The organism is Streptomyces sp. NBC_00287, assembly GCF_036173105.1.
Lineage (GTDB): Bacteria > Actinomycetota > Actinomycetes > Streptomycetales > Streptomycetaceae > Streptomyces.
The window spans coordinates 8947919-8967468 of record NZ_CP108053.1; the positions used below are offsets into that span (position 1 = coordinate 8947919).

Consider the following 19550-nt stretch of genomic DNA (forward strand, 5'->3'; position numbering starts at 1 on the left):
GACCGGGGTGTCACGGGGTCCGGGGCAGCTCTTCGGGCGGCTGCGGCGCCGCGGCCTGCGGCCCGGAGGGCACGGGGGGTATGGGCGGCAGCCCGGCGGCGAGGTCCGGCAACAGCACCGGCTCCAGCCGTACCCGCTCCTGGGCCGTGAGATACCGCTCCAACTGCGGCGGCCGGTATCCCGTATCGCGGTCGTAGCGCTCCTTGGTCGGCACTGCCAGGAACTCGTTGCCGTCGAGTTCGCCCTTGTCGTTCGCCGCCTGTCCGATCGGCCGGTGCAGCGGCTTGGCCAGGCGGTACATGCCGGTCCGGGAAGAATGCAGCATCCCCGAACTGTTCGGCCGTACGCGGAAGTCGGTGCTCTCCTCGGGCCGCATCACCTTGGGCCCGGCCTCGCTGAGGGCGTCGAGGTCGAATTCCAGGCCGTACCTGCGGGCCTGATCGACCATCCACAGCAGGGCGATGTCGGACAGCCCGGTCTCCTTGTAGCTGCCACCGACATCGCAGTGCACGCCGGCGAACCACACCTGCTTCAGCTCCTGGCCCTGCTGGTCGGCTCCGGGCTGCTGGTGCCACAGGGCCGGCCGGAACGCCGAGCGCTGCTCGTCGACGGCCAGCGCGTGGAAGGCCGCGCGGACCCAACTGCTCAACTCCGTGTTGTGGAAGGCCCAGCGGCTGTTGAACCGCGTTGCGTACGGCTGGAGCCACGGCGCGCTCGGCATCGGGATGCCCAGCGAACCGACGGTGTCCCACACCCCGATGAAGCGGACCTCCGTCTCGCGCGCGTAGGAGCGGCGGAACAACGTGGCGGCGGCGCCGTTGGGTTGCTCGATCCGGTCCCGGTACAGGGCCCAGGCCTCAGGGATCCGGTCGGCGTGGTCGCGGCGCAGGATGCCGCCGTTGCGGATCAGCCCGGCCAGGCTGCGGGCGGTGAACGCGCCCCGGCTGAAGCCGAAGAGGAACAGCTCGTCGTCGGGCTCGTAGGTCTCGACGAGGAAGCGGTAGGCGTCGACGACGTTCCGGGACAGGCCCACGCCGAACGCGCCGCCCCGCACCCGCTCGCGCCGCTGGGTGCCGACGCCGCTGTGGTAGTAGACGCGCTGCTCTTTCCCGGCGACGGTCCCGGGGCGCAGCGACAGGGCGACCTTGGCGACGTTGGTCTTGCTCGGCTGATCGGCGAAGTTCCATGTGCCGTCGCAGCAGACGACCAGACGCTTGGCCATGAGCATCCCCTCTCACGAGAGCGGAGCGGCCGGCACCACTTCCATGCTGGCACCACCGGGAAAGCCACGCCATGCGACCGCCACGGACCGGATGCTCGTCGCGACGCCGCCCTTCCCCTACTCTCATGACGGTGCGTTACACGACGGTCGCCGACTGCCACACGAACGCCCGGGGAAGGAACCAGCATGGCGCAGGTGCGAACGGCGTTCTTCTTCCGCGGCGGCAAGTACGTCCGCTATGAGATCGACCCGGTGACCGGCGCGGAGACGGTCAACCACGACTTCTACCCGCGCGGCGTCGCCGAGGCCTGGACCGCGATGCCCGCCTCCTTCACCCAGGGCATCGACGCGGTGGTGAACTGGCCCGACGGCTTCGTGTACTTCTTCAAGGGCTCGCAGTACGTCCGCTGGGACGCCACGAACGACACGGTCGACGCGAGTTTCTATCCCCATGACACGGCCTCGCAGTGGCCCGCGCTGCCCGCGTCCTTCGCCGCCGGAATGAATGCGGCGATCAATTGGGGAGACGGCCGGGTGTTCTTCTTCAAGGGCCCGAAATACGTCCGCTACGACCTCCGGACCGACTCCGTCGACCACACCGTCTACCCCCGCGACATTTCCGAGGGCTGGCCGGACTTCCCGGCCGCTTTCAAGTCCGGCGTGGACGCGGCCGTCAACTGGGGAAACGGAACGGCGTATTTCTTCAAGGGCGGCCAGTACCTGAACTACGACATCCAGAACGAGAAGGTGCGCCCGGGTTATCCCCTGCCGATCACCGAGCCGGGAAAGTGGCCGGAGCTGGTCCGGGCGGGATTCACCGGCCCGATCGACGACGTGATCGAGTGGCCGCAGGCCGATGTGGCGAGCGTGGATATTCCGGCTAGGCTGGTGAGTTGCAGCAAGCGCACGCAGCCTGACGTGCGCTGCGGCGGCGAATTCGAGATGCACGCGGTGTTCGCCGACGCCGATCCGTCGATTCCCGCATGCGGCGAATACCGGCAGTACATCCGTGGTGAGCTCGAGGTGAACGGTCAGCCCGTGCGCTTCATCACCAAGGAGCACGGGGTTCCGACGCCTCGTCTGATGCGCTCCCGGCCGGCGCCGGGCTCCGCCGACGACCACTTCATCGAGGACGGCCAGGCCGCGTCCAGCCCGGCCAACCCCTTCCACGTCGACCTGGACTACGGACACCGCGACGCCGCGGTCGGCAACGCCAACCTCAACGACATGTATCTCGTCAAACGACGCTCCGGAGAGCAGTACGCCGGCCGGGACACACCCGGGGGCGTCGGAGCGCCCGGCACCTTCTTCAAGATCGATGTCGACTTCCGCGGACAGCTGATCGACGTGTGCAACGGCGGAAGAGTTCTGTTCACCCGCGAGTGGACCGTCAACTGTCAGGTGCCGTGAGGAGCCCCATGAACGACGAAACCCCCCGACTCGCCGGCGACTTCTGGGTCTACCCGTCTCTCCACGAGGTGACCGGCACATCGGTGCGCGTCAACGTGGCCATCGCGGTGGAACAGCCCTTCGACCTCCAGGACACCGACGTCGCCGTCGAACTCGTCGCCGGCGGACAGTCCCTGAGCGTCGCGGAAGCGCCGGTCCCCGGCCCGCTGCCCGCCATCGAGATGACCGGCGCCAACGCATACGCCCTGTACCGCTTCGACAACCCGGACGGTCTCGCCCCTGAGTCGGTCACGGTCACCGTGCGCGGCGGCAGCGCGACGTTCGACGTCTCACTGCCCGTCGGCTAGGCACATTCCGGCATGAGGAGGAACCGGTCATGAGCGAGCCCGGTACCGTCGCACTGCGGGCCTCGGAGGACGGCACGGTCCAGGCCGTCGCCTTCAGCCCGGACAACAAGCGCTTCGCGACCGGCGGCAGCGACACCCGGCTGCGGGTGCGCTCGATCGGCATCGGGGCACCGCCGCTGGAGGTGACCACCGACGGATCCGTGACCGGGATCGCCTTCAGCCCGGACGGCACCAGGATCGCCGTGGCCGACTTCGAACAGGTGTTCCTGCGGGACAGCGTCACCGGCACGGCCCTGTGGCAGGGACCGCTCGCCCCGGGAAACTCCATCAACTCCGTGCGGTTCGGCCCGGACGGGCGGCTGATCGCGGCCACCGACACCCTGGTCGCCGTACTCGACCAGGCCTCCGGGGAGATCAAGCAGCGCATCACCGTCGACCCGCCGCTCATCGCCGATGTGGACCTGAGCCGGGACGGCACCCGGATCGCGCTGGCCGTCGACGAACGCCACGGCGGGAACCACCGGCACGCCGGATCCGCTCGGGTGCACGACCTGGCCACCGGCAAGGAGGTCTCGCGGCTCACCCCGAAGGATGCCGTCTTCGCCGTCGCGTTCAGCCCGGACGGGCAGCACGTGCTGTGCTGCGCCGCGGACGACACCACCCGGATGTTCGAGGCGCAGACCGGGAAACAGACCTGGCCCACGGAGCCCGAGGACCAGGTCACCGCTCCGAACTGCCTGGCCTTCGACCCCAAGGGCAAATGGACCGTGGTCGGCGGCGCCGACGGCTTCGCCCGGGTCCTGGACGCCGACACCGGCGACGAGAGGGGCCGGGCACCCAGGCTGAAACCCGGCGTCCCGGAGGAGGAGAGCTTCGGAGCCGTCACGCACGTCGCGTTCAGCCCCAACGGCAAGCATGCCGCCAGCGCCTCCATCGACAACGTCGTACGGCTGTTCAACGTCGCAGGCGATCCCCTGTACACCGTGTCCACCGACGAGGTGCTGGCGCTGCGGTTCAGCCCGAACGGCCGCTGGCTGGGCGTCGGCACCATGAACGGCGCGCTGGTGATCGACAACGGCGAAGCCAACCAGGGGTGAGCCGCATGGACCCGCACGCACTCCTCCAGCAGGTCGCCGGCCAACTGCGCGCGCTGGCCAAGGACGCCGTCGACGGCCTGGTCCGCTCCCTGCCCGAGCTCGGCGAGGACCCCTCGGCCGCCGGGACCGTGCTCGCCGGGCGGCTGCTCGCCGTGCACGACAAGCTGCCGCCCGGCAACTCGCTGGTGGAGCTGGTACGGGAGACGCTCGGCGACCTCGACGCCGCCTCGCCCGTACGGCTGCACGGCTGGCGGCGGGCCCCCGGCGCGCCCCTCGGCGTGGCCCTGGTGCTCGACGACCCGGCCGGAGCCGCGGGCGGACGCGCCGTGCTCGGAGTGACCCCGGACGGACCGGTGTTCGACGTGGTGGTCACCCCAGGGGCGGCCCTGACCCTGCCCCAGACCGTCCACGGGCCCTGGAGCGCCGAGGCGACCGTCACCGCCGCCCAGGGCTGGGACGCCGCCTTCGGGCCGGGCCTGCCGCCCGCGCCGCCCGGTGGCAGCGCCGCGATCCGGCTGCGCCGCACCGGCAGGCTCACCGCCGGAATGACCGACGGCCCGGGCGTGAGCGTCGACGGCATCGGTCTGGCCGTGACCTCGGAGCCGGGCACCCCCGCGGCCGTCGAGCTGGAGTTGCAGGGGTTCACCGCCGCCGTGCTGCCGGCCGCGCTCGCCCGCCTGCTCGGCATCGGCGGCGCGAGCCCGATGTCGGGTCCGCCCGCGCCCGTCGTCCTGCGCGCAGACCGGGCCGAAGGCCTGCGGTTCGCCGGCACCGGCGGCCTCAACGTCCCCCTCCCGCTCCGGCTGAACGCCCCGGGGGTGTCCAGCCGGGGCGCCGCCCTGGAGCTGACCTCCGACGGGGGCGAGCCACGGCTGGCCGTGTCGGTGTCGGCCAGCGCCGGGCTTCCGGGCCTGCCCCTGAGCGTCCACCTGGAGCGCGCCGGGATCGAGCTGCCCGTCACGTTCGCCCCGGCGAACCGCCCGGGCCTCGACCCGAGCCGACTGCGCGAGCTGTTCCCGGACGGCATCGGCACCGAGTTGAAGGTGCCGCCCATCTCCGGCGGCGGCGTGGTCCGGCGTACCCCCGACCAGGGCTACGGCGGTCTGATCTCCGTCGACCTCGGGGTGCTGCGGGTCCAGGCGGTTGCCCTGTTCCGGCCGCCCGACGGCAAGGCCCCCACCAGCTTTCTGGTGCTGCTCGCCGCCCAGTTCCCGACCCCCGGCATCCAACTCGGCCTGGGCTTCGCCCTGGACGCGGTCGGCGGTCTGGTCGGGCTGAACCGGCGCGCCGATGTCACCGCCCTGCAGCAGCTCGTCGGTGACGGCAACGCCGACCATGTGCTGTTCCCCGACCGCGCGGTGGAACGCGCCCAGGAGATCATCGGCTCGCTCGGCTCGGCGTTCCCGGTCGCTGCCGGGCGCATCCTGGTCGGGCCGATGATCCGCCTCAACTGGGGCGGCCGGATGGTGTCCCTGTCCGGGGCGCTCATCCTCGAACTGCCCGCGCCGGCACGCGCTCTGCTGCTGGGACGGCTGCTGGTCGGGCTGCCCGACCCGGCCGTGCCGCTCATCCGCCTCCAGGCCAGTGTGCTCGGGCGGCTCGAACCGGCCGTCCCGCTGGTCGAACTGCTGGTGTCGCTGTCCGGTTCGTGGATCGTCGGGCTCGCAGTGCGCGGCGACCTGTATCTGCTCGTACGCGGCGGCCGGCAGCCGGAGTTCGTCCTGTCCGCCGGCGGCTTCCACCCCCGCTACACCCGCCCCGCCCGGGTACCCGCGCTGAACCGGCTCCAGGTGGACCTGGCCCCCGGCCAGGGCTGGGGACTTCGCATGGAGGCCTATTTCGCGGTCACCTCCAACGCGGTGATGTTCGGCGGCCAGGTCCAGCTGGACGCCACGATCGCCGGCTGCGGGGTGACGGGCTGGCTGGGTCTGGACGCGCTGTTCGTCTTCGACCCGGTGTTCGCGTTCTCCGTGCACGTACGCGCCGGAGTGGCGGTACGCGCCTTCGGGCGCCGGCTGGCCGGGATCGCCCTGGACTTCACGCTGGAGGGGCCCGCCCCCTGGCATGCCTTCGGCACCGGCAGCATCTCGGTGCTGTTCTGGGACGTCGAGCTGGACTTCGACGTCCGCTGGGGCTCGCCGCCCGCCGTCCCGCCGAAGGCCGGACGCGATCCGATCGAGGCGCTGACCCCCGAACTGGCGCAGTCCAAGGCCTGGGCGGCGGAGCGGCCGGCCGCCGAACGCACCGCGCTGGTGTTCACCAGGGAAGCGAACGAGAAGCTGAACCAGGGCACCCTCGTGCACCCCGACGCCACCCTGCGCGTCTCCCAGCGCGTGGTCCCGCTGGGCGTGCCGATCTCCCGGTTCGAGCGGCGGCCGGTGCCGGCGCAGACCTGGACGATCAAGGAGATCACCCTCGGCACCACCCAGCCCGCCGCCGGACTCCCCTCGCTGTCCGAGCGGTTCGTGCCCGGAGAGTACTTCGAGCTCACCGAGGACGCCCAACTCAGCGAGCCCGCCTTCGTCAGCCGCGCGAGCGGACTGCGGGCACGCAGCGACGGCATCGTCCTCGGCGCCGGCCACCGCGTGGACGACGGCTACGAGACCGGCTACGAACCCCCGCTGCCCGAGCGGGAGTTCTCCTTCTGGCCCGGGCTGTTCCGCCTCGAGTCCGTCTTCGCCATCAGCGCCGCCGAACGGCTCGAGCGGTGGCGTACACCGGAAGCGGCCATCAAGGTGCGCACCGCCAAGCTGAGCGTGGCCGCCACCGATTCGCTTCAGCCGCTGCTGGACGACGTCACCCTGGTCGACGCCACCGCCGACGCCTGGGAGGCGATGAGCGGCCAACTCGACCAGCCGCAGGAGGCGTTGCGGCTCGTCGAGAGCTGGGAGGTGCGCCGATGACCGCGCCCCGCGCCTCGCACCGACCCGTCGGGAGCGTCGTATGAGCACGCGTTGGTTCTTCTCCTCCGCGCGGGTCGGCGCCGCCGCCTCCGCCGACGGCCAGGAGCTGCGCACCGCGGTGCGGTTCTTCCGGGACATCGACGGCCGCCGCGAGGAGCCGGAAGTGGCGGGACCGACCCTGTCGCTCGTGGGACCGGGCGAGGTGCTCGGCTTCGACCGCTCGATGGTGCTGCGCGAGGAACCGCCGCCCGGCACACCCGACGCGGCGGAGAACGTGCTGGCGAGCGTGGAGCTGGCCCACGCCGACCTGCCCTGGCTGCTGTCCCCGGCGGCGGTGGCCACCGCGGGCGGACCCACCCCGCAACCCTGGATCGCGCTGATCGTGCTGGCCGAGGACGAGGCCGCCCCGCCCCGCCCCGGGCACCCGCTGCCCGTCCTCACCGCCCCGGTCGCCGCGCTGCCCCCCTTGGCCGAACGGTGGGCCTGGACCCACGTGGAGGCACGGCTGTCCGACGACGTCACCGACCTCGACAGCGCCCGGCGCCTCGTCGAACAGGGCGTGCGCAACCACTCGGCAGGTGTCGTCGGACGGCTGCTGTGCCCGCGCCGGCTGGCCCCGGGCCGCGGCTGGATCGCCGCGGTCGTGCCCGCCACCGCGGCGGGCCGGGACGCGGGCCTGAATGTGACGCCCCGGGCGGCGGCCACCGCGGATGCCTGGCCCGTCCCCGGCCGGGACACCGTCGACCTGCCCGTCTACCACTGGTGGACCTTCCGTACGGGGAAGGCGGGCACCTTCGAGGAACTCGCCCGCCGGCTGCGCTTCCGGCCCGCCGCCGAGTCCGGACTCGGCACCCGGACCATCGACGTCGGCCGGCCCTGGCCCGCCGAGGAGGCCGTCGGCCCGGCCACCGTCGCCATGGACGGCGCCCTGCGGCCGCCCGGCACGGCGACACCCGAAACGTGGTCCGACCCCGCGGCCCAGGACCGGTTCCGCGCCCTGATCCGCGAGCGGGTGGACGCACCGGCCCTGCTCCGCGACGGGCCCGTGCCGCAGGGGGACGGGGAACCCGCCGAGGACCGGGACGTCGTCGCCGTGGCCCCGCCGCTCTACGGCAGCCACCACACCGGCGAGCAGACCGTGCCGGCCGAGCCCGACGTCTGGATGAGCACGCTCAACGTGGAGGTCCGCCGCCGGGTCGCCGCCGCACTCGGCTGCCGCTATGTGCAGTTGGAGCAGGAGTTCTTGATGGCCCGGGCCTGGGAACAGGTCGGCGAGATCCGGCAGGCCAACCGGCTGCTGGCGGCGGGCGAGCTGGCGGCCGTCGCCGCCGAGCGGGCCCAGCGCAAGCACCTCGACCCGCTGGACGCGGCCGACCTCGTCACCGTCATGGCGCCGGTGAGCGGGCGGGTGCCCGTGTCCGCGACGGGACCGGACGCGGAGCCGACCACCCTGGCCGCCAAGCTGGCCTCGGCCAGGCAGGACCTGCCGGTCGGCATGGCCAGTACCTCGTTCGTCCGGCTGACCCGCGCCAACGGCGCGCTGGCCCGACGGGCCGGCCTCGGCACGGACGGCGAGGTCACCGAGTCGTTCCTGGCCGGAAAGCTGAAATTGATGGGGATGGTCAGCGACGACGCGCCGGAGGGCGGCCTGCCGGGCGAACTGCGTGCCGGGCTCAGCCCCATGCGGCTGCAACTGCTGCGTCTTGCCGACCGCATCCCCGCCGACTTCTGGGCGCAGCGCACAGAGGGCGACGACCGCCCGCTGCGGCCGATCATGGCCCACCCGAGGTTCACCGTGCCGATCGCCGAGGAACTGCTGGCCCGCTGGCCGGAATGGGCGCTGCCCGGCATCGGCGCGCTGCCGCAGGACTCGGTGACCCTGCTGGAGACCAACCCCGAGTTCATCGCCGCGCTGCTGGTCGGGCTGAACCACGAGTTCAACCGGGAGCTGCTGTGGCGGGAGTTCCCCACCGACCAGCGCGGCACCCCGTTCGCCCGGTTCTGGCCCGGCGACAGCGCGGACGTCGAGGAGATCGCGTTGTGGCCGCCGGACGCCCCGCTGGGCAGTCAGTTGCGCACCGGCGGCGAGGGCGACCTGGCGCTGCTCGTACGCGGCGATCTGCTGCGCCGCTTCCCCGGCACCGCCCTGCTCGCCGTACGCGCAGTGGACGGCAAGCTGCCGCCCGCCTTCGACGGCGTACCGGCCACCGCGCTGGCGCTGGACGAGTCCACCGTCCTGTACCTGTTCCCCGACCTGGACGCGGAGCGCGCCCGAGCCGAGGACTGGTTCTTCGTGTTCCGCGAACCCATGCGGGGCACCCAGTTCGGCTTCGACACCGGCGACCAGCCCGCCGAGATGAAGACATGGGCCGACCTCACCTGGCAGGGCGTCCGCGTGGAGCCCACCCGATGCGTCCAGCTCGGCCAGGTGCCCGCCACGCCGACCCGGCTCACCCAGCCCGACCCGCCGGCGTGGGCCCGCGACGCGGCCGACATGGCCCGCATCGCCTTCCAGCAGCCGTTCCAACTGGCCTTCCGGGCCACCACGTTGCTGGGCGGCTGACCACCGTGCCGAGGACAGGAGCAGTGGGGACATGACCGACGCCTTCGCCGCCCGCGCGCAACTGGACCGGGCACGCACCGAAGCGGACACCGCGCAGGCCCTCGCCGACGAGCAGGAGGCCGTGGTACGGCGGGTACGGGCGCACATCCAGGCCGGCCTGCCCGATCCCCCCTTCCCGCCCACCGCCGCCGAGGCGCTCGCTGCGGCCGAGGCGGCCCTGCCGGAACTCCAGAGCAGGGCCGAGGAGCTGAACCGCCTGGCCGCCGGGGCCCAGGAGGAGCTGACCCGGGCGCTGGCCGAGGGCGAGGCACTGTTCCCCGAGAACAACACCGCGCCCATCGCGCTGCTGCCGGTGCGGGTCGAGACCATCTGGTGGGAGCCGAGGACCCTGCGGGTGCGGATCTACCCGGACGACATCCTGCTGTCCCACTTCGAGCCCGCGCTCACCCCCGCCGAGGTCGCCGCCGGTACCGCGTACTGGCAGAACCCCGGCCCCGAGGCCTGGCAGGACGTGCTCACGAAGCTGCGCCCGGCCCGCGCCTCCTGGGCGGTCCGCGCCTGCCGTCCCGGCGCCCCCGCGCCCACCCTGCGGACCGACGATCCCCAGGAGCAGCGTCCGCACGCGGTGGCGATGCCGAAGCGCTGGCGCTTCCTCGGTCTGTTCGAGGGCCAGGTGGTGATCGACAAGCTGGGCCGCCCGGTGCCCGACCCGCTGCCGATCGGCCTGCTGCGCGCCGAGGAGGAGGGCTGGGAGACCGACTGGTTCGAGGCGGTCAAGGCCGGCATGGGCATCGAGCTGATCGTCCCGCCCGAGAACACCGAGAACCTGGACCAGTTGCTGGTGGTCGGCGTACGCGACGATGCGCCCGTGGACGGCGCCGCCCGGCTGCGCGACCTGCTGCACGGCCACCGCTACGGCGGCGGCCTCGGCCTGCTGCGCTCCGGCACCGCCACCAACAACACCCCACGCTCCCGCTCGGGTTGGTCCTCGGCCCCCGCCTACCCCGGCCCGGACCCCGACCCGGAGGCGGGGGAGCGGCCGGTCGCCGACACCCTCGCGACCGCGCTGGGCCTGCCGGACGCCGGGTTCCTGCGTGGCTGCCCCGGCGCCGACGACGCCGCGCCGTCGGCCGTCGCCGCCCTGACCCTGCTCACCTGGCCCACGCTCGGCAAGGGCTTCGCCGAGGCCGCGCTGACCACGATCGACCTGGGCACCAGAGCGCCCAGCGGTGTCTCCCCCGAGGGGCCTTGGCGGGCCGTCCGTGAGCACATCGCCGAACACGTGCGCGGCCGCGGACCGCTGCCGATGCTGCGCGTCGGCCGTCAGCCGTACGGCGTGCTGCCCGTGACCGCGCTGGACGACTGGCGCGCCGAACGCGCCGACGACGTCGACGGAGTGATCGCGCCCTGGCTGATGCGGCTGCGGGAACGCTGGCGGGCTGTGGTGGCCCATCGGGTGCTGCACGACAACGGCGAGGAGGAGGTGACCATCCCGCGCGTCGAACCGGGCAAGCCCGTGGACCGGGTCGCGGTGGAGGCGTTGCAGCGGATGCCCGTGGCCACCGGCCTGGCCATGATCCGGATGAGCGGGCCGGGCCGCGCCGTGCCGTTCACCCCGCTCGACGCACCCCCCGCGGCACTCGGCCTGCCCGGTCTGCCGCCCGACGGCCTCGCCCGCTGGACGACGACCAGCAACGGCTGGACCTCACTCGGCTGGAGCCTGGACGAGGCGACCGGCGTCCCCGAGTTCGTCACCCGGCTGTCCCCGGACGCCGAGGCCTTTCCGGCACGTGCGGCGGCCACGGCGGACTACCTGGGTGCCGTACGGGCCTTCCTGGCGGGGGAGTTGGCGGCCGAGGCGTACGACATGGCGTGGCCGGTGGAGCTGTCCAGCGGACGCGAGACCCCGCCTCGGCGCAGTACGTTCTTCGATCTTCCGGCCCTGGCCGAAGAGCCGGTCGGCGAGGAGGAGCCGCCCGGCGAGGGCGAGGAACCGGTCGAGGACGAGGACGGAACCGAGGAAGTCCCCGATGACGAACGGGACATGAGCGGAGTGCTCGACGCGCTGCTGTTCCTGCCCAACTGGTCCACCTTCCTGGGCGACTTCGACCCCGCCGGCGACCCCGTGCGGCAGGCCCTGGCCGTCACCGGCGACGTCGACCAGCTGGTCGCCGATGTGCTGGAGGGCCTGGACGAGAGCGAGCGCACGGAACGCGTCGCCGCCGCCACCCGGGCCGCGGCCGCGCTGCCCCGGCTCGAGCAGGCCCTGCGGACCCTGGCCGCCGTACCGGTGTCCCGGCTCCCCGAGCTGCTGCTGGAGGTCATCGACGTCCACTCGCACCGCCTGGACGCCTGGATCACCTCACTGGCGTCGAAACGGCTGACCGAGCTGCGGGCGTCCGGCACGGAGGGCGTGCGGTTCGGCTGCTACGGCTGGGTGGAGGACCTGCGTCCGCCGGTGCCGAGGGAACAGGTGGAGATCGAGCTGGACGATGTGGCCACGACCGTGGAGCTGTCCGCGAAGGACGGCTACATCCACGCGCCGTCGCTGCACCACGCGGCCACGGCGGCCGTCCTGCGGTCCGGTTTCCTCGGCAACCCCGACGAGCAGAGCTACGCGGTCAACCTCACCTCCCGCCGTGCCCGCGTCGCCCGCTGGCTGCTCGGCGGTGTACGGCAGGGCCAGAACCTGGGCTCCCTGCTGGGCTACCGGTTCGAACGCGCCCTGCACGACGCGGAGTTGGACCACCTCATCGAGCGCTTCCGCCGCCAGTTCCCGCTGCCCGTCGTCCCCGAGACGGCGCCCGAGGGGACCGACGCGGACCTGTGGGCGCGCAGCGCGGAGGCGGTCTCCGCGCGCAACGTCGTCGACGGCATGGCCCTCGCACGGGCCGGGGCCGGCGCCCCCGACCTGGCCGGCGTCATCGACGAGAGCGACCGGGCGGCGGTGGCCCCGCTGCTGGACGACCTCGCCGACGCGCTCGACGCGGTGGGGGACCTCGTACTGGCCGAGAGTGTCCACCAGTTGGTGGGCGGGAACCCGATCCGCGCGGGCCTGACCGCCGACACCCTCGGGCGCGGTGAGGACGTGCCGGACACCTTCCGCGTCCTGCGCACCCCGCACCGGGCCCGCGCCCTTACCCACCGCACAGCCGCGCTGCTCCCGGCCGAACCGACCGCCCCGACCGGCTGGCCCGCCGATGCACTCGCCGCGCTGCAACCCGCCCTGGAGGCCTGGGTCGCCCATCTCCTCGGCCCCGCAACGGGCTGGATCCTCGCCGGCCGACTCGGCGAGGGTCAGGCCGAGCCCCGCCCCTTCGAACTCACCGCCGACCGGCTGGGCCTGGGCGCCCTGAGTGCCGTACTGGACGCTGCCGGTGCCGAACCGGCCGCGTTGCGCAGGGCGGTTCAGGGCGCGATGGGCGTCCCGCCGGAGACCTCCGTCGTGTTCACCGGACCTGGATGGAGCGGGCTGCACGGCCGGGCGGCCCGGATCCGGTCCCTGCTGTCGACCGCACAGCCGCTGCTGCCGTCGCACCTGCCCGACGGCGCGGCCGGCCGCTCGGTCGACACGACGCAGCTGCGCGCCCGCCTCGCCGCCTTCGCCGCGAGCCCGGCGCTCGCCGGGCACCCCGCCAAGGACAGGATCAGCGCACTGGCCACCGGGGCGGTTGCACCGGAGACGACCGACGCCTGGCTCGCGCGGGCCCGCACGGAGCTGTCCCCGGTGCTGGGCGCGGACATCCCGCTGCTGCCCGGGCTCACCGCGACGGCCCCGCCACCGGCGGGCCGCGGCAATCTGCCCGGCGCCGACATCGAAGACTGGCTGCGGCGCAACGCGGCCGTACGCCCCACGGTGCGCACACTGCACGAGACGCTGCTGCTGGCCGGGAACCGGGCCGGACGGGTGGAACGGCTGCGCGCGGACCAGCATCCGACGGCCGAGGGCGACGCCTGGATCGGCGGCCCCTTCCCCGTCGGGCAGCGCCCGCCCGCCACGACCCACCTGGTCTGGCACGCTCCGCACGACATCGCGGCGGACGCGGAAGTCACCGGTCTCGTCCTGGACGAGTGGATCGAACTCCTCCCCGGCTCCGACCAGCCGCCGCCGGGACCCGACCCGGCGCCGGAGACCGAACTGACGGGCGTCGCCTTCCACTACGACCGCCCGGACGCCAAGGCCCCGCACAGCGTGCTCCTCGCGGTCCCCCCGGACCTGGACCGCGGGTGGACCTCCGACGGGCTGATGCAGGTGCTGCGGGAGACGCTGGAACTGGCCAAGCTGCGCGCCGTCGACCACCAGGACCTGAATGCGCTGAACTCGCTCCTGCCCGGCATCCGTATCGCCCAGCAGAGCGCGACCGGCCGGGCCCTGGCCCAGATCGAGTCGAAACGGGACGACACCGACCTGGAGGGCCCCTTCCAGCTGGAGCCCCGGCACCGGGCAACCGACGTCGACGCAGGGCTCGCCGCCCGGGTGCACGACCCGCTGTGGCTGCTCACCCGGCAGTGGCAGTTCGGGGAGTTCGCCGCCCAGGACGCCGGATCCCCGGCCGTGGTGCGGATGAGCGGCAGCAGCGCGCCGGTCGATGCCTGGCGCCCGGGCGGGGCCGCCGACTGGGTGCCGTACGACCTCGGCCAGGGCCCGCTGGACACCCAGATCGAGGACGAGCCCGTCCAGGTCGACGAGCGGCTGCGCGCCGAGGGCGGCGCGGCGCTGCTGCGCATGTCCGACGACGCCGGACTGCTCGCCGCCGCCCTGACGGCCCTGGCCCCGCACCGACTTCGGACCGGGGAGGAGCCGGACGTCGGCCTGATCGGCCTGCTCGACGGCGCTCTGCCCGACGCGGCATCGGTGGCGGCCGCGCTGGACGCGGGCACCTTCGACGCCGGACCTGACCCGCGCCTCGGCGAGGTGGCCGCCCGCTGGCGGAACTGGTGGGCCGCCCAACTGGCCGAGCACGGCCCGGACTGCTTCGACCCGCATCGCGGCGAGTACGCGGCCGAACTGTCCACCGGCGGCACGGTCCTGCGGGCCGAGGAGTACCAGGGCGACGGCCTGGACTGGTACTCCCTCGACGTCCACCCCGACCCCGACGCCGAGGCGGCACCGCCGGGACAGAGCCGGGCGTTCGCGGAGGAGGGCCTGCCCTCGACCGTGCGGTACGGCGGGCTGCCGGCCGACCGGTTCTGGGAGATGGAGGACGCGCGCGTCGACCTCAGCGCGGCGGATGTGTCCGCGCTGGACACCGGGCGGCTGCTGCTGATCTCGTTCGCCACGGTCTTCGGCAACGACTGGTTCCTGGTGCCGCTGGAGGTGCCGACCGCGTCACTGACCGTCCTGGACCGGCTCCTCGTACGGGACGTCTTCGGCCGCCACCACCTGGTCGAGCGGGCCGGCCGCGACGACCCGTCCTGGACGATGTTCACCCTGAGCAGCCCCGACCCGGACCACCCCGCCGCGTCCGGGCTGCTGATCCTGCCCTCCGAACGCGGCCAGCCGGGACAGCCCCTCGAACGGGTCCTCCTCGCCCGCGACGAACTGGCCAACCTCGCCTGGGCGGTTCAGCACCACTACACCGACGGCCGCGGCGAACCGGTCGACCGCCGCGACCGCTGGGCCCGCAACGCACCGCCCGAAACGGCTGTACCCGGACTCGATGCCGTGCCCGCGTACGCGGTCCAGTCCATCGTCCCTGACTACTGGTTCCCCCTGGTCCCCGAACCGGTGCGAGCCGGCCAGATCCGGTTCCGCCTGGCCACCCTCACCGGCCCCGGTCTCGACTCCCGCCCCGAGGGCCGGCTCATCACCCCCGGGCTGTGGCTGCACGAGGAGGAAGTACCGCGCGAGGGAGTCCTGGTCGCCCGCCGCCCCGTCCTGGCCCGCTGGTCCGACGGCACCTGGCACAGCTGGGTACGCAGGGAGAAGACCCCTGGCACGGGCGAGAGCGCGAGCGGCCTGGCGTTCGACACGGTACGGCCTACGGAGCCGTGGCCGTGACGAACGCCAGGCGCGGAAGGGGGCGTTATTGCGAGTCGTCGATCCGGCCGCCGCGCTGCGCGGACGCGCCCTGCATCGCCGACCAGGTGATGTGCCCGCCCTGGAAGCGGCTGACGCGCTGAGAGTCGGAGCCGGTCTCGTCGGAGGTCGGGTAGTGCAGGAAGCTGTTCTCCCAGCCCATCCCGGCCCACAGGTCGCGGATCTGGCCGTGCACCTCGTGGGGACCGGTCTGCGGGGTCCAGTAGATCGAGCCGCCCTCGAAGTGGTTGAACCGGCCCGTTCCGTCGGGGCAGCCCAACTCGTCCGTGACCGGATAGCCGAGGAAGCCGCCCGATCCGCCGCATTGGGCGTACTTGATCCGGATGTCCCCGTGCACCTCGTGGGCGCCGGTCGCGCCGGACCAGTAGATGGAGCCTTGCTCGAAGTCACGCGAGGTACCGCGACCGTCGGGATTCGGCCCCTCGTGGCTTCCGGCTCCCGCGTCGAACGGCATGCCGATCCACTGGATCTGATTCCACTTTTCGTCGATGGCAGTCATGGCACCCTCCAGATCGGTCTCAAGGAGTGGGTGGGGCCAGGGGCACTGGGCGCGATGTCGACCGCGCTCGGCGGGAATCCGGCCGCCCGGCAACCGATTTCAGTCTAAATGTGCCGCTCGGCGACGGCCACCGAAGGGCCACCGCCGACGAGATCGCCACCCCGGACGCGGTGTAGTCCTGGAAGAGATGGGGAGTAAGCGCTTGCCCAAATGCTCACCCCGGACCCTGGGAAGGATCACCGCCCGTGGCCTCGCCGTTGGAAAGACCGCTCGACCACCGTTACCGAGGCGAACACCCCGTCCGCACCCTCGCCTACCTCTTCCGCGCCGACCGCCGCCAACTCTTCGCCGCGGTCGGCGTGTTCACCGTCAAGCACAGCCCGATCTGGCTGCTGCCGCTGGTCACCGCGGAGATCATCGACACCGTCGTCGAGCACCACCCGATCAGCCGCCTCTGGCTCAGCACCGGCCTGATCATGTTCATCCTGCTGGTCAACTACCCCCTGCATCTGCTCTACGTCCGTCTGCTCTACGGCAGCGTCCGCCGCATGGGAACGGCCCTGCGCTCCGCGCTGTGCACCCGGATGCAGCAGCTGTCGATCGGCTACCACTCGCGGGTCAGCGCGGGCGTGCTCCAGGCCAAGGTCGTACGGGACGTGGAGACGGTCGAGCAGATGGTGCAGCAGACCGCAGAGATGGGGCTCGGCGCGTCCACCGTGCTCCTCGGCGGCCTCGTCATCATCGCCGTACGCACACCGGAGTTCCTGCCCGTCTTCCTCGTCGTCGTGCCCGCCGCCGCGCTCGTCGTCGCCCGCCTCAGGTCCCGTCTGCGCACCCACAACGAGCACTTCCGCCACGAGGTCGAGACGCTCTCCTCCCGGGTGACCGAGATGACCCGCCTCATCCCGGTCACCCGCGCCCACGGCCTGGAGGGCAAGGCCCTGCGCCGGATGGACGGCACCCTGCACCGGCTGCTCACCTCCGGGATGCGCCTGGACCTCGTCAACGGCCGCTTCGGCTCGCTGTCCTGGGTGGTCCTCAACGTGGTCGGCGTGCTGGTCCTCGCGGGCGCGGCCCTGGTGTCGTACTACGGCGTCTGGGGCGTCACGCCCGGCGACGTCGTGATGCTGAGCGCCTTCCTGACCACGCTCACCAACTCCACGACGACCCTCGCGGGTCTCGCCCCCGTCATCACCAAGGGTCTCGAGTCGGTCCGCTCCGTCGGCGAGGTGCTCCAGGCGCCCGAGCTGGAGGACAACGAGGGCAAGACCGTACTCACCGCCCTGCGCGGCGCCGTCACCTTCGAACAGGTCGGCCACGCCTACGACGAGGGCGGCCGGGCCGCGGTCCGCGACTTCGCTCTGTCGGTCGCGCCGGGCGAGACCGTCGCCCTGGTCGGCGCCTCCGGCGCGGGCAAGTCCACCGTGCTCAACCTCGTCATCGGCTTCATCCGCCCGACCACCGGCCGGATCCTTCTCGACGGCACCGACATGAACACCCTCGACCTGCGTACCTACCGGCGTTTCGTGTCGGTGGTCCCGCAGGAGTCGATCCTGTTCGACGGCACGGTCCGCGACAATGTCGCCTACGGCATGGACGACGTCGACGAGGAGACCGTGCGGACGGCCCTCGCCGACGCCAACGCGCTGGAGTTCGTCGACAGCCTTCCGCAGGGCCTGGACACCCTGGTGGGGGAGCGCGGGGCCCGGCTCTCCGGCGGTCAGCGGCAGCGGCTCGCCATCGCCCGCGCCCTGATCCGGGACCCCAGAGTGCTGGTCCTGGACGAGGCGACCTCCGCGCTGGACACCCGGTCCGAAGCCCTTGTGCAGCAGGCGCTGGCCCGGTTGATGCGGGGCCGCACCACGTTCGTGGTGGCGCACCGGCTGTCCACCGTGCGGGGCGCCGACCGGATCGTGGTGATGGCGGACGGCCGGATCGAGGAGATCGGCACGCACGAGGAGCTGCTGCACCGGGGCGGCGCCTATACGGCGCTGCACAGCGGGCAGGTCGCCTGACGGACCGTTTCCCTCAGGCCGCGCTGCTGCGCGGAATCCGGTGCGGGCAGCGCCGGTCGTGGTCGCTGCCGAGGCTCGTCCACCAGCGCTCGCAGCAGGCGCCGTCGAGCTCGGCCCGGACGATGTCCTCGGCGGCGTCGGTTTCCGGCCCGGAGGGCGCCGCCGCCCGCCGTGCCCACCCGGCCAGCGCCCGGCGCTGGTCGCAGATCACACTCTCGCGCACCACACCGATGACGGGGACGATGCTCGCGGCGGCGAACAGACACGCGGCCCACATCGGCCCGTACCGGTATTCGAGGACCGCGGTCCAGGCGAGTCCGGCGCTGGTGGCGCCGTAGAGGGCGGCGAGAAGGCGACTTGAGCAGTTCATGGGCGTACACCGTCCGTGCTGAAGGGGGATGCCCCTTGTCCAACGGCGCGCGGCGCCCGGGGACTCGGGTGATTTTTCACTCGGCCCCTTCGAACTGACGTCAGGAACCCGCCCCGGCGCCGGCCGCCTTGGTGTGGAAGGCCGCGCGATAGGCGTACGGGGTGGTGCCCACGACCTTGCGGAAGCGCTCCCGGAACGCGGTGGGCGAGCCGAAACCGGCCTGCCCGGCGATCCGTTCGACGGAGCGGTCGCTGTTCTCCAGCAGATACTGGGCCCGCCGGACCCGCGCCCGGAGCAGCCACTGCAGCGGAGTGGTGCCGGTCTGCTCGCGGAAGCGACGGCTGAAGGTGCGCTCGCTCATGCCCGAGCGGGACGCCATCGCCGCCAGGGTGATCTCCTCGGACAGATGGTCCTCGATCCAGTCCAGCAGCGGCTCCAGGGTCGAGCCCCGCGGCACCGGCGGATGCTCGTGCACGATGAACTGGGCCTGTCCGCCCTCCCGTTCGAGCGGCATCACGGACATCCGGGCGGCGTTCGCGGCGACCGCCGAGCCCAGGTCCCGGCGGATCATGTGCAGACACATGTCCAGGGCGGCCGCGGCCCCGGCCGAGGTGAGGATCTGGCCGTTGTCGACGTACAGCACGTCCGGCGCCACCTCGACCTCCGGATAGCTGCGGGCCAGCAGGTCGGCGGCGACCCAGTGGGTGGTGGCGCGCAGCCCGTCCAGCAGTCCGGCCTCGGCCAGCACGAACGCGCCCACGCACACCGACGCGATCCGGGTGCCGGCCTCGGCGGCCTGCCGCAGCGCCGTCACGACCGCCTCGGAGAGCTCTGGGGCTCCCTCGGCCCGGCCCGGCACGATGATCGTGTCCGCGTCCGCCAGCGCCTCCAGACCCCGGTCCACCCGCAGCGCGAAGCCGCAGTCGGCGCGCACCTCCCGGGTCTCGGCGCACAGGCGGACCCGGTAGGCGGGGCGGCCGTCCGGCAGCCGCGTCCAGTCGAACACCTGCATGGGCGCCGCCATGTCGAACGGCACCACTTCGTCGAGGACAAGGATCGCCACGGTGTGCATGACGGCCACGAT

General features: G+C 72.9%; 11 protein-coding genes. 7 read left to right on the plus strand and 4 right to left on the minus strand.

What is annotated here, in order from left to right; all coding sequences use genetic code 11:
- Nucleotides 1-10 precede the first annotated feature (10 nt).
- Nucleotides 11-1222, minus strand: coding sequence for a DUF2235 domain-containing protein (locus OHT76_RS40630; protein WP_328875894.1), 1212 nt, complete (start codon nucleotides 1220-1222; stop codon nucleotides 11-13).
- A 186-nt stretch (nucleotides 1223-1408) separates the two neighbouring features.
- Between OHT76_RS40630 and OHT76_RS40635 the strand changes: the two genes are divergently transcribed.
- The 6 genes from OHT76_RS40635 to OHT76_RS40660 are packed head-to-tail and all read left to right on the plus strand — an operon-like array spanning nucleotide 1409 to nucleotide 15543.
- Nucleotides 1409-2632, plus strand: a complete 1224-nt coding sequence (locus tag OHT76_RS40635; protein ID WP_328875895.1) for a hemopexin repeat-containing protein — start codon at nucleotides 1409-1411, stop codon at nucleotides 2630-2632.
- A gap of 8 nt (nucleotides 2633-2640) precedes the next feature.
- The gene (locus tag OHT76_RS40640) at nucleotides 2641-2979 is read left to right on the plus strand and encodes a hypothetical protein (RefSeq protein ID WP_328875896.1); all 339 of its coding nucleotides are present in this window, start codon (nucleotides 2641-2643) and stop codon (nucleotides 2977-2979) included.
- Nucleotides 2980-3008: 29 nt separating this feature from the next.
- Nucleotides 3009-4076 carry an outer membrane protein assembly factor BamB family protein gene (locus OHT76_RS40645; RefSeq protein ID WP_328875897.1) on the plus strand — a complete coding sequence of 356 codons (1068 nt, stop codon included), beginning with the start codon at nucleotides 3009-3011 and terminating at the stop codon, nucleotides 4074-4076.
- Between the two features lie 5 nt (nucleotides 4077-4081).
- Entirely contained in the window at nucleotides 4082-6979 is a 2898-nt protein-coding gene (locus tag OHT76_RS40650; protein WP_328875898.1) for a DUF6603 domain-containing protein, read from the plus strand.
- Nucleotides 6980-7019: 40 nt separating this feature from the next.
- A complete protein-coding gene (locus OHT76_RS40655) occupies nucleotides 7020-9542 on the plus strand; it encodes a hypothetical protein (RefSeq protein WP_328875899.1) in 2523 nt (840 codons plus the stop codon).
- A gap of 31 nt (nucleotides 9543-9573) precedes the next feature.
- Nucleotides 9574-15543: a hypothetical protein gene (locus OHT76_RS40660; RefSeq protein WP_328875900.1), complete on the plus strand. Its 5970-nt coding sequence runs from the start codon at nucleotides 9574-9576 to the stop codon at nucleotides 15541-15543.
- Nucleotides 15544-15568: 25 nt separating this feature from the next.
- Here OHT76_RS40660 and OHT76_RS40665 read toward each other — a convergent pair whose 3' ends face one another.
- Complete coding sequence (locus OHT76_RS40665; protein ID WP_328875901.1) at nucleotides 15569-16081, minus strand: LGFP repeat-containing protein; 513 nt, start codon at nucleotides 16079-16081, stop codon at nucleotides 15569-15571.
- Between the two features lie 245 nt (nucleotides 16082-16326).
- Between OHT76_RS40665 and OHT76_RS40670 the strand changes: the two genes are divergently transcribed.
- The gene (locus OHT76_RS40670) at nucleotides 16327-18096 is read left to right on the plus strand and encodes an ABC transporter ATP-binding protein (RefSeq protein ID WP_328875902.1); all 1770 of its coding nucleotides are present in this window, start codon (nucleotides 16327-16329) and stop codon (nucleotides 18094-18096) included.
- 13 nt (nucleotides 18097-18109) lie between these two features.
- On the opposite strand, the gene OHT76_RS40675 is transcribed toward OHT76_RS40670, so the two are convergent.
- Both OHT76_RS40675 and OHT76_RS40680 read right to left on the minus strand, forming a co-directional pair.
- Complete coding sequence (locus OHT76_RS40675) at nucleotides 18110-18466, minus strand: hypothetical protein (RefSeq protein WP_328875903.1); 357 nt, start codon at nucleotides 18464-18466, stop codon at nucleotides 18110-18112.
- A 100-nt stretch (nucleotides 18467-18566) separates the two neighbouring features.
- Nucleotides 18567-19538, minus strand: a complete 972-nt coding sequence (locus OHT76_RS40680; RefSeq protein WP_328875904.1) for a GlxA family transcriptional regulator — start codon at nucleotides 19536-19538, stop codon at nucleotides 18567-18569.
- Nucleotides 19539-19550 lie beyond the last annotated feature (12 nt).

What these genes read in the sequence shown, in the direction of transcription:
- OHT76_RS40630 (WP_328875894.1), bottom strand. Translation starts at nt 1,222, where the DNA reads ATGGCCAAGCGTCTGGTCGTCTGCTGCGACGGCACATGGAACTTCGCC.
- OHT76_RS40645 (WP_328875897.1), top strand. Translation starts at nt 3,009, where the DNA reads ATGAGCGAGCCCGGTACCGTCGCACTGCGGGCCTCGGAGGACGGCACG.
- OHT76_RS40675 (WP_328875903.1), bottom strand. Translation starts at nt 18,466, where the DNA reads ATGAACTGCTCAAGTCGCCTTCTCGCCGCCCTCTACGGCGCCACCAGC.
- OHT76_RS40640 (WP_328875896.1), top strand. Translation starts at nt 2,641, where the DNA reads ATGAACGACGAAACCCCCCGACTCGCCGGCGACTTCTGGGTCTACCCG.
- OHT76_RS40650 (WP_328875898.1), top strand. Translation starts at nt 4,082, where the DNA reads ATGGACCCGCACGCACTCCTCCAGCAGGTCGCCGGCCAACTGCGCGCG.
- OHT76_RS40680 (WP_328875904.1), bottom strand. Translation starts at nt 19,538, where the DNA reads ATGCACACCGTGGCGATCCTTGTCCTCGACGAAGTGGTGCCGTTCGAC.
- OHT76_RS40655 (WP_328875899.1), top strand. Translation starts at nt 7,020, where the DNA reads ATGAGCACGCGTTGGTTCTTCTCCTCCGCGCGGGTCGGCGCCGCCGCC.
- OHT76_RS40635 (WP_328875895.1), top strand. Translation starts at nt 1,409, where the DNA reads ATGGCGCAGGTGCGAACGGCGTTCTTCTTCCGCGGCGGCAAGTACGTC.
- OHT76_RS40665 (WP_328875901.1), bottom strand. Translation starts at nt 16,081, where the DNA reads ATGACTGCCATCGACGAAAAGTGGAATCAGATCCAGTGGATCGGCATG.
- OHT76_RS40660 (WP_328875900.1), top strand. Translation starts at nt 9,574, where the DNA reads ATGACCGACGCCTTCGCCGCCCGCGCGCAACTGGACCGGGCACGCACC.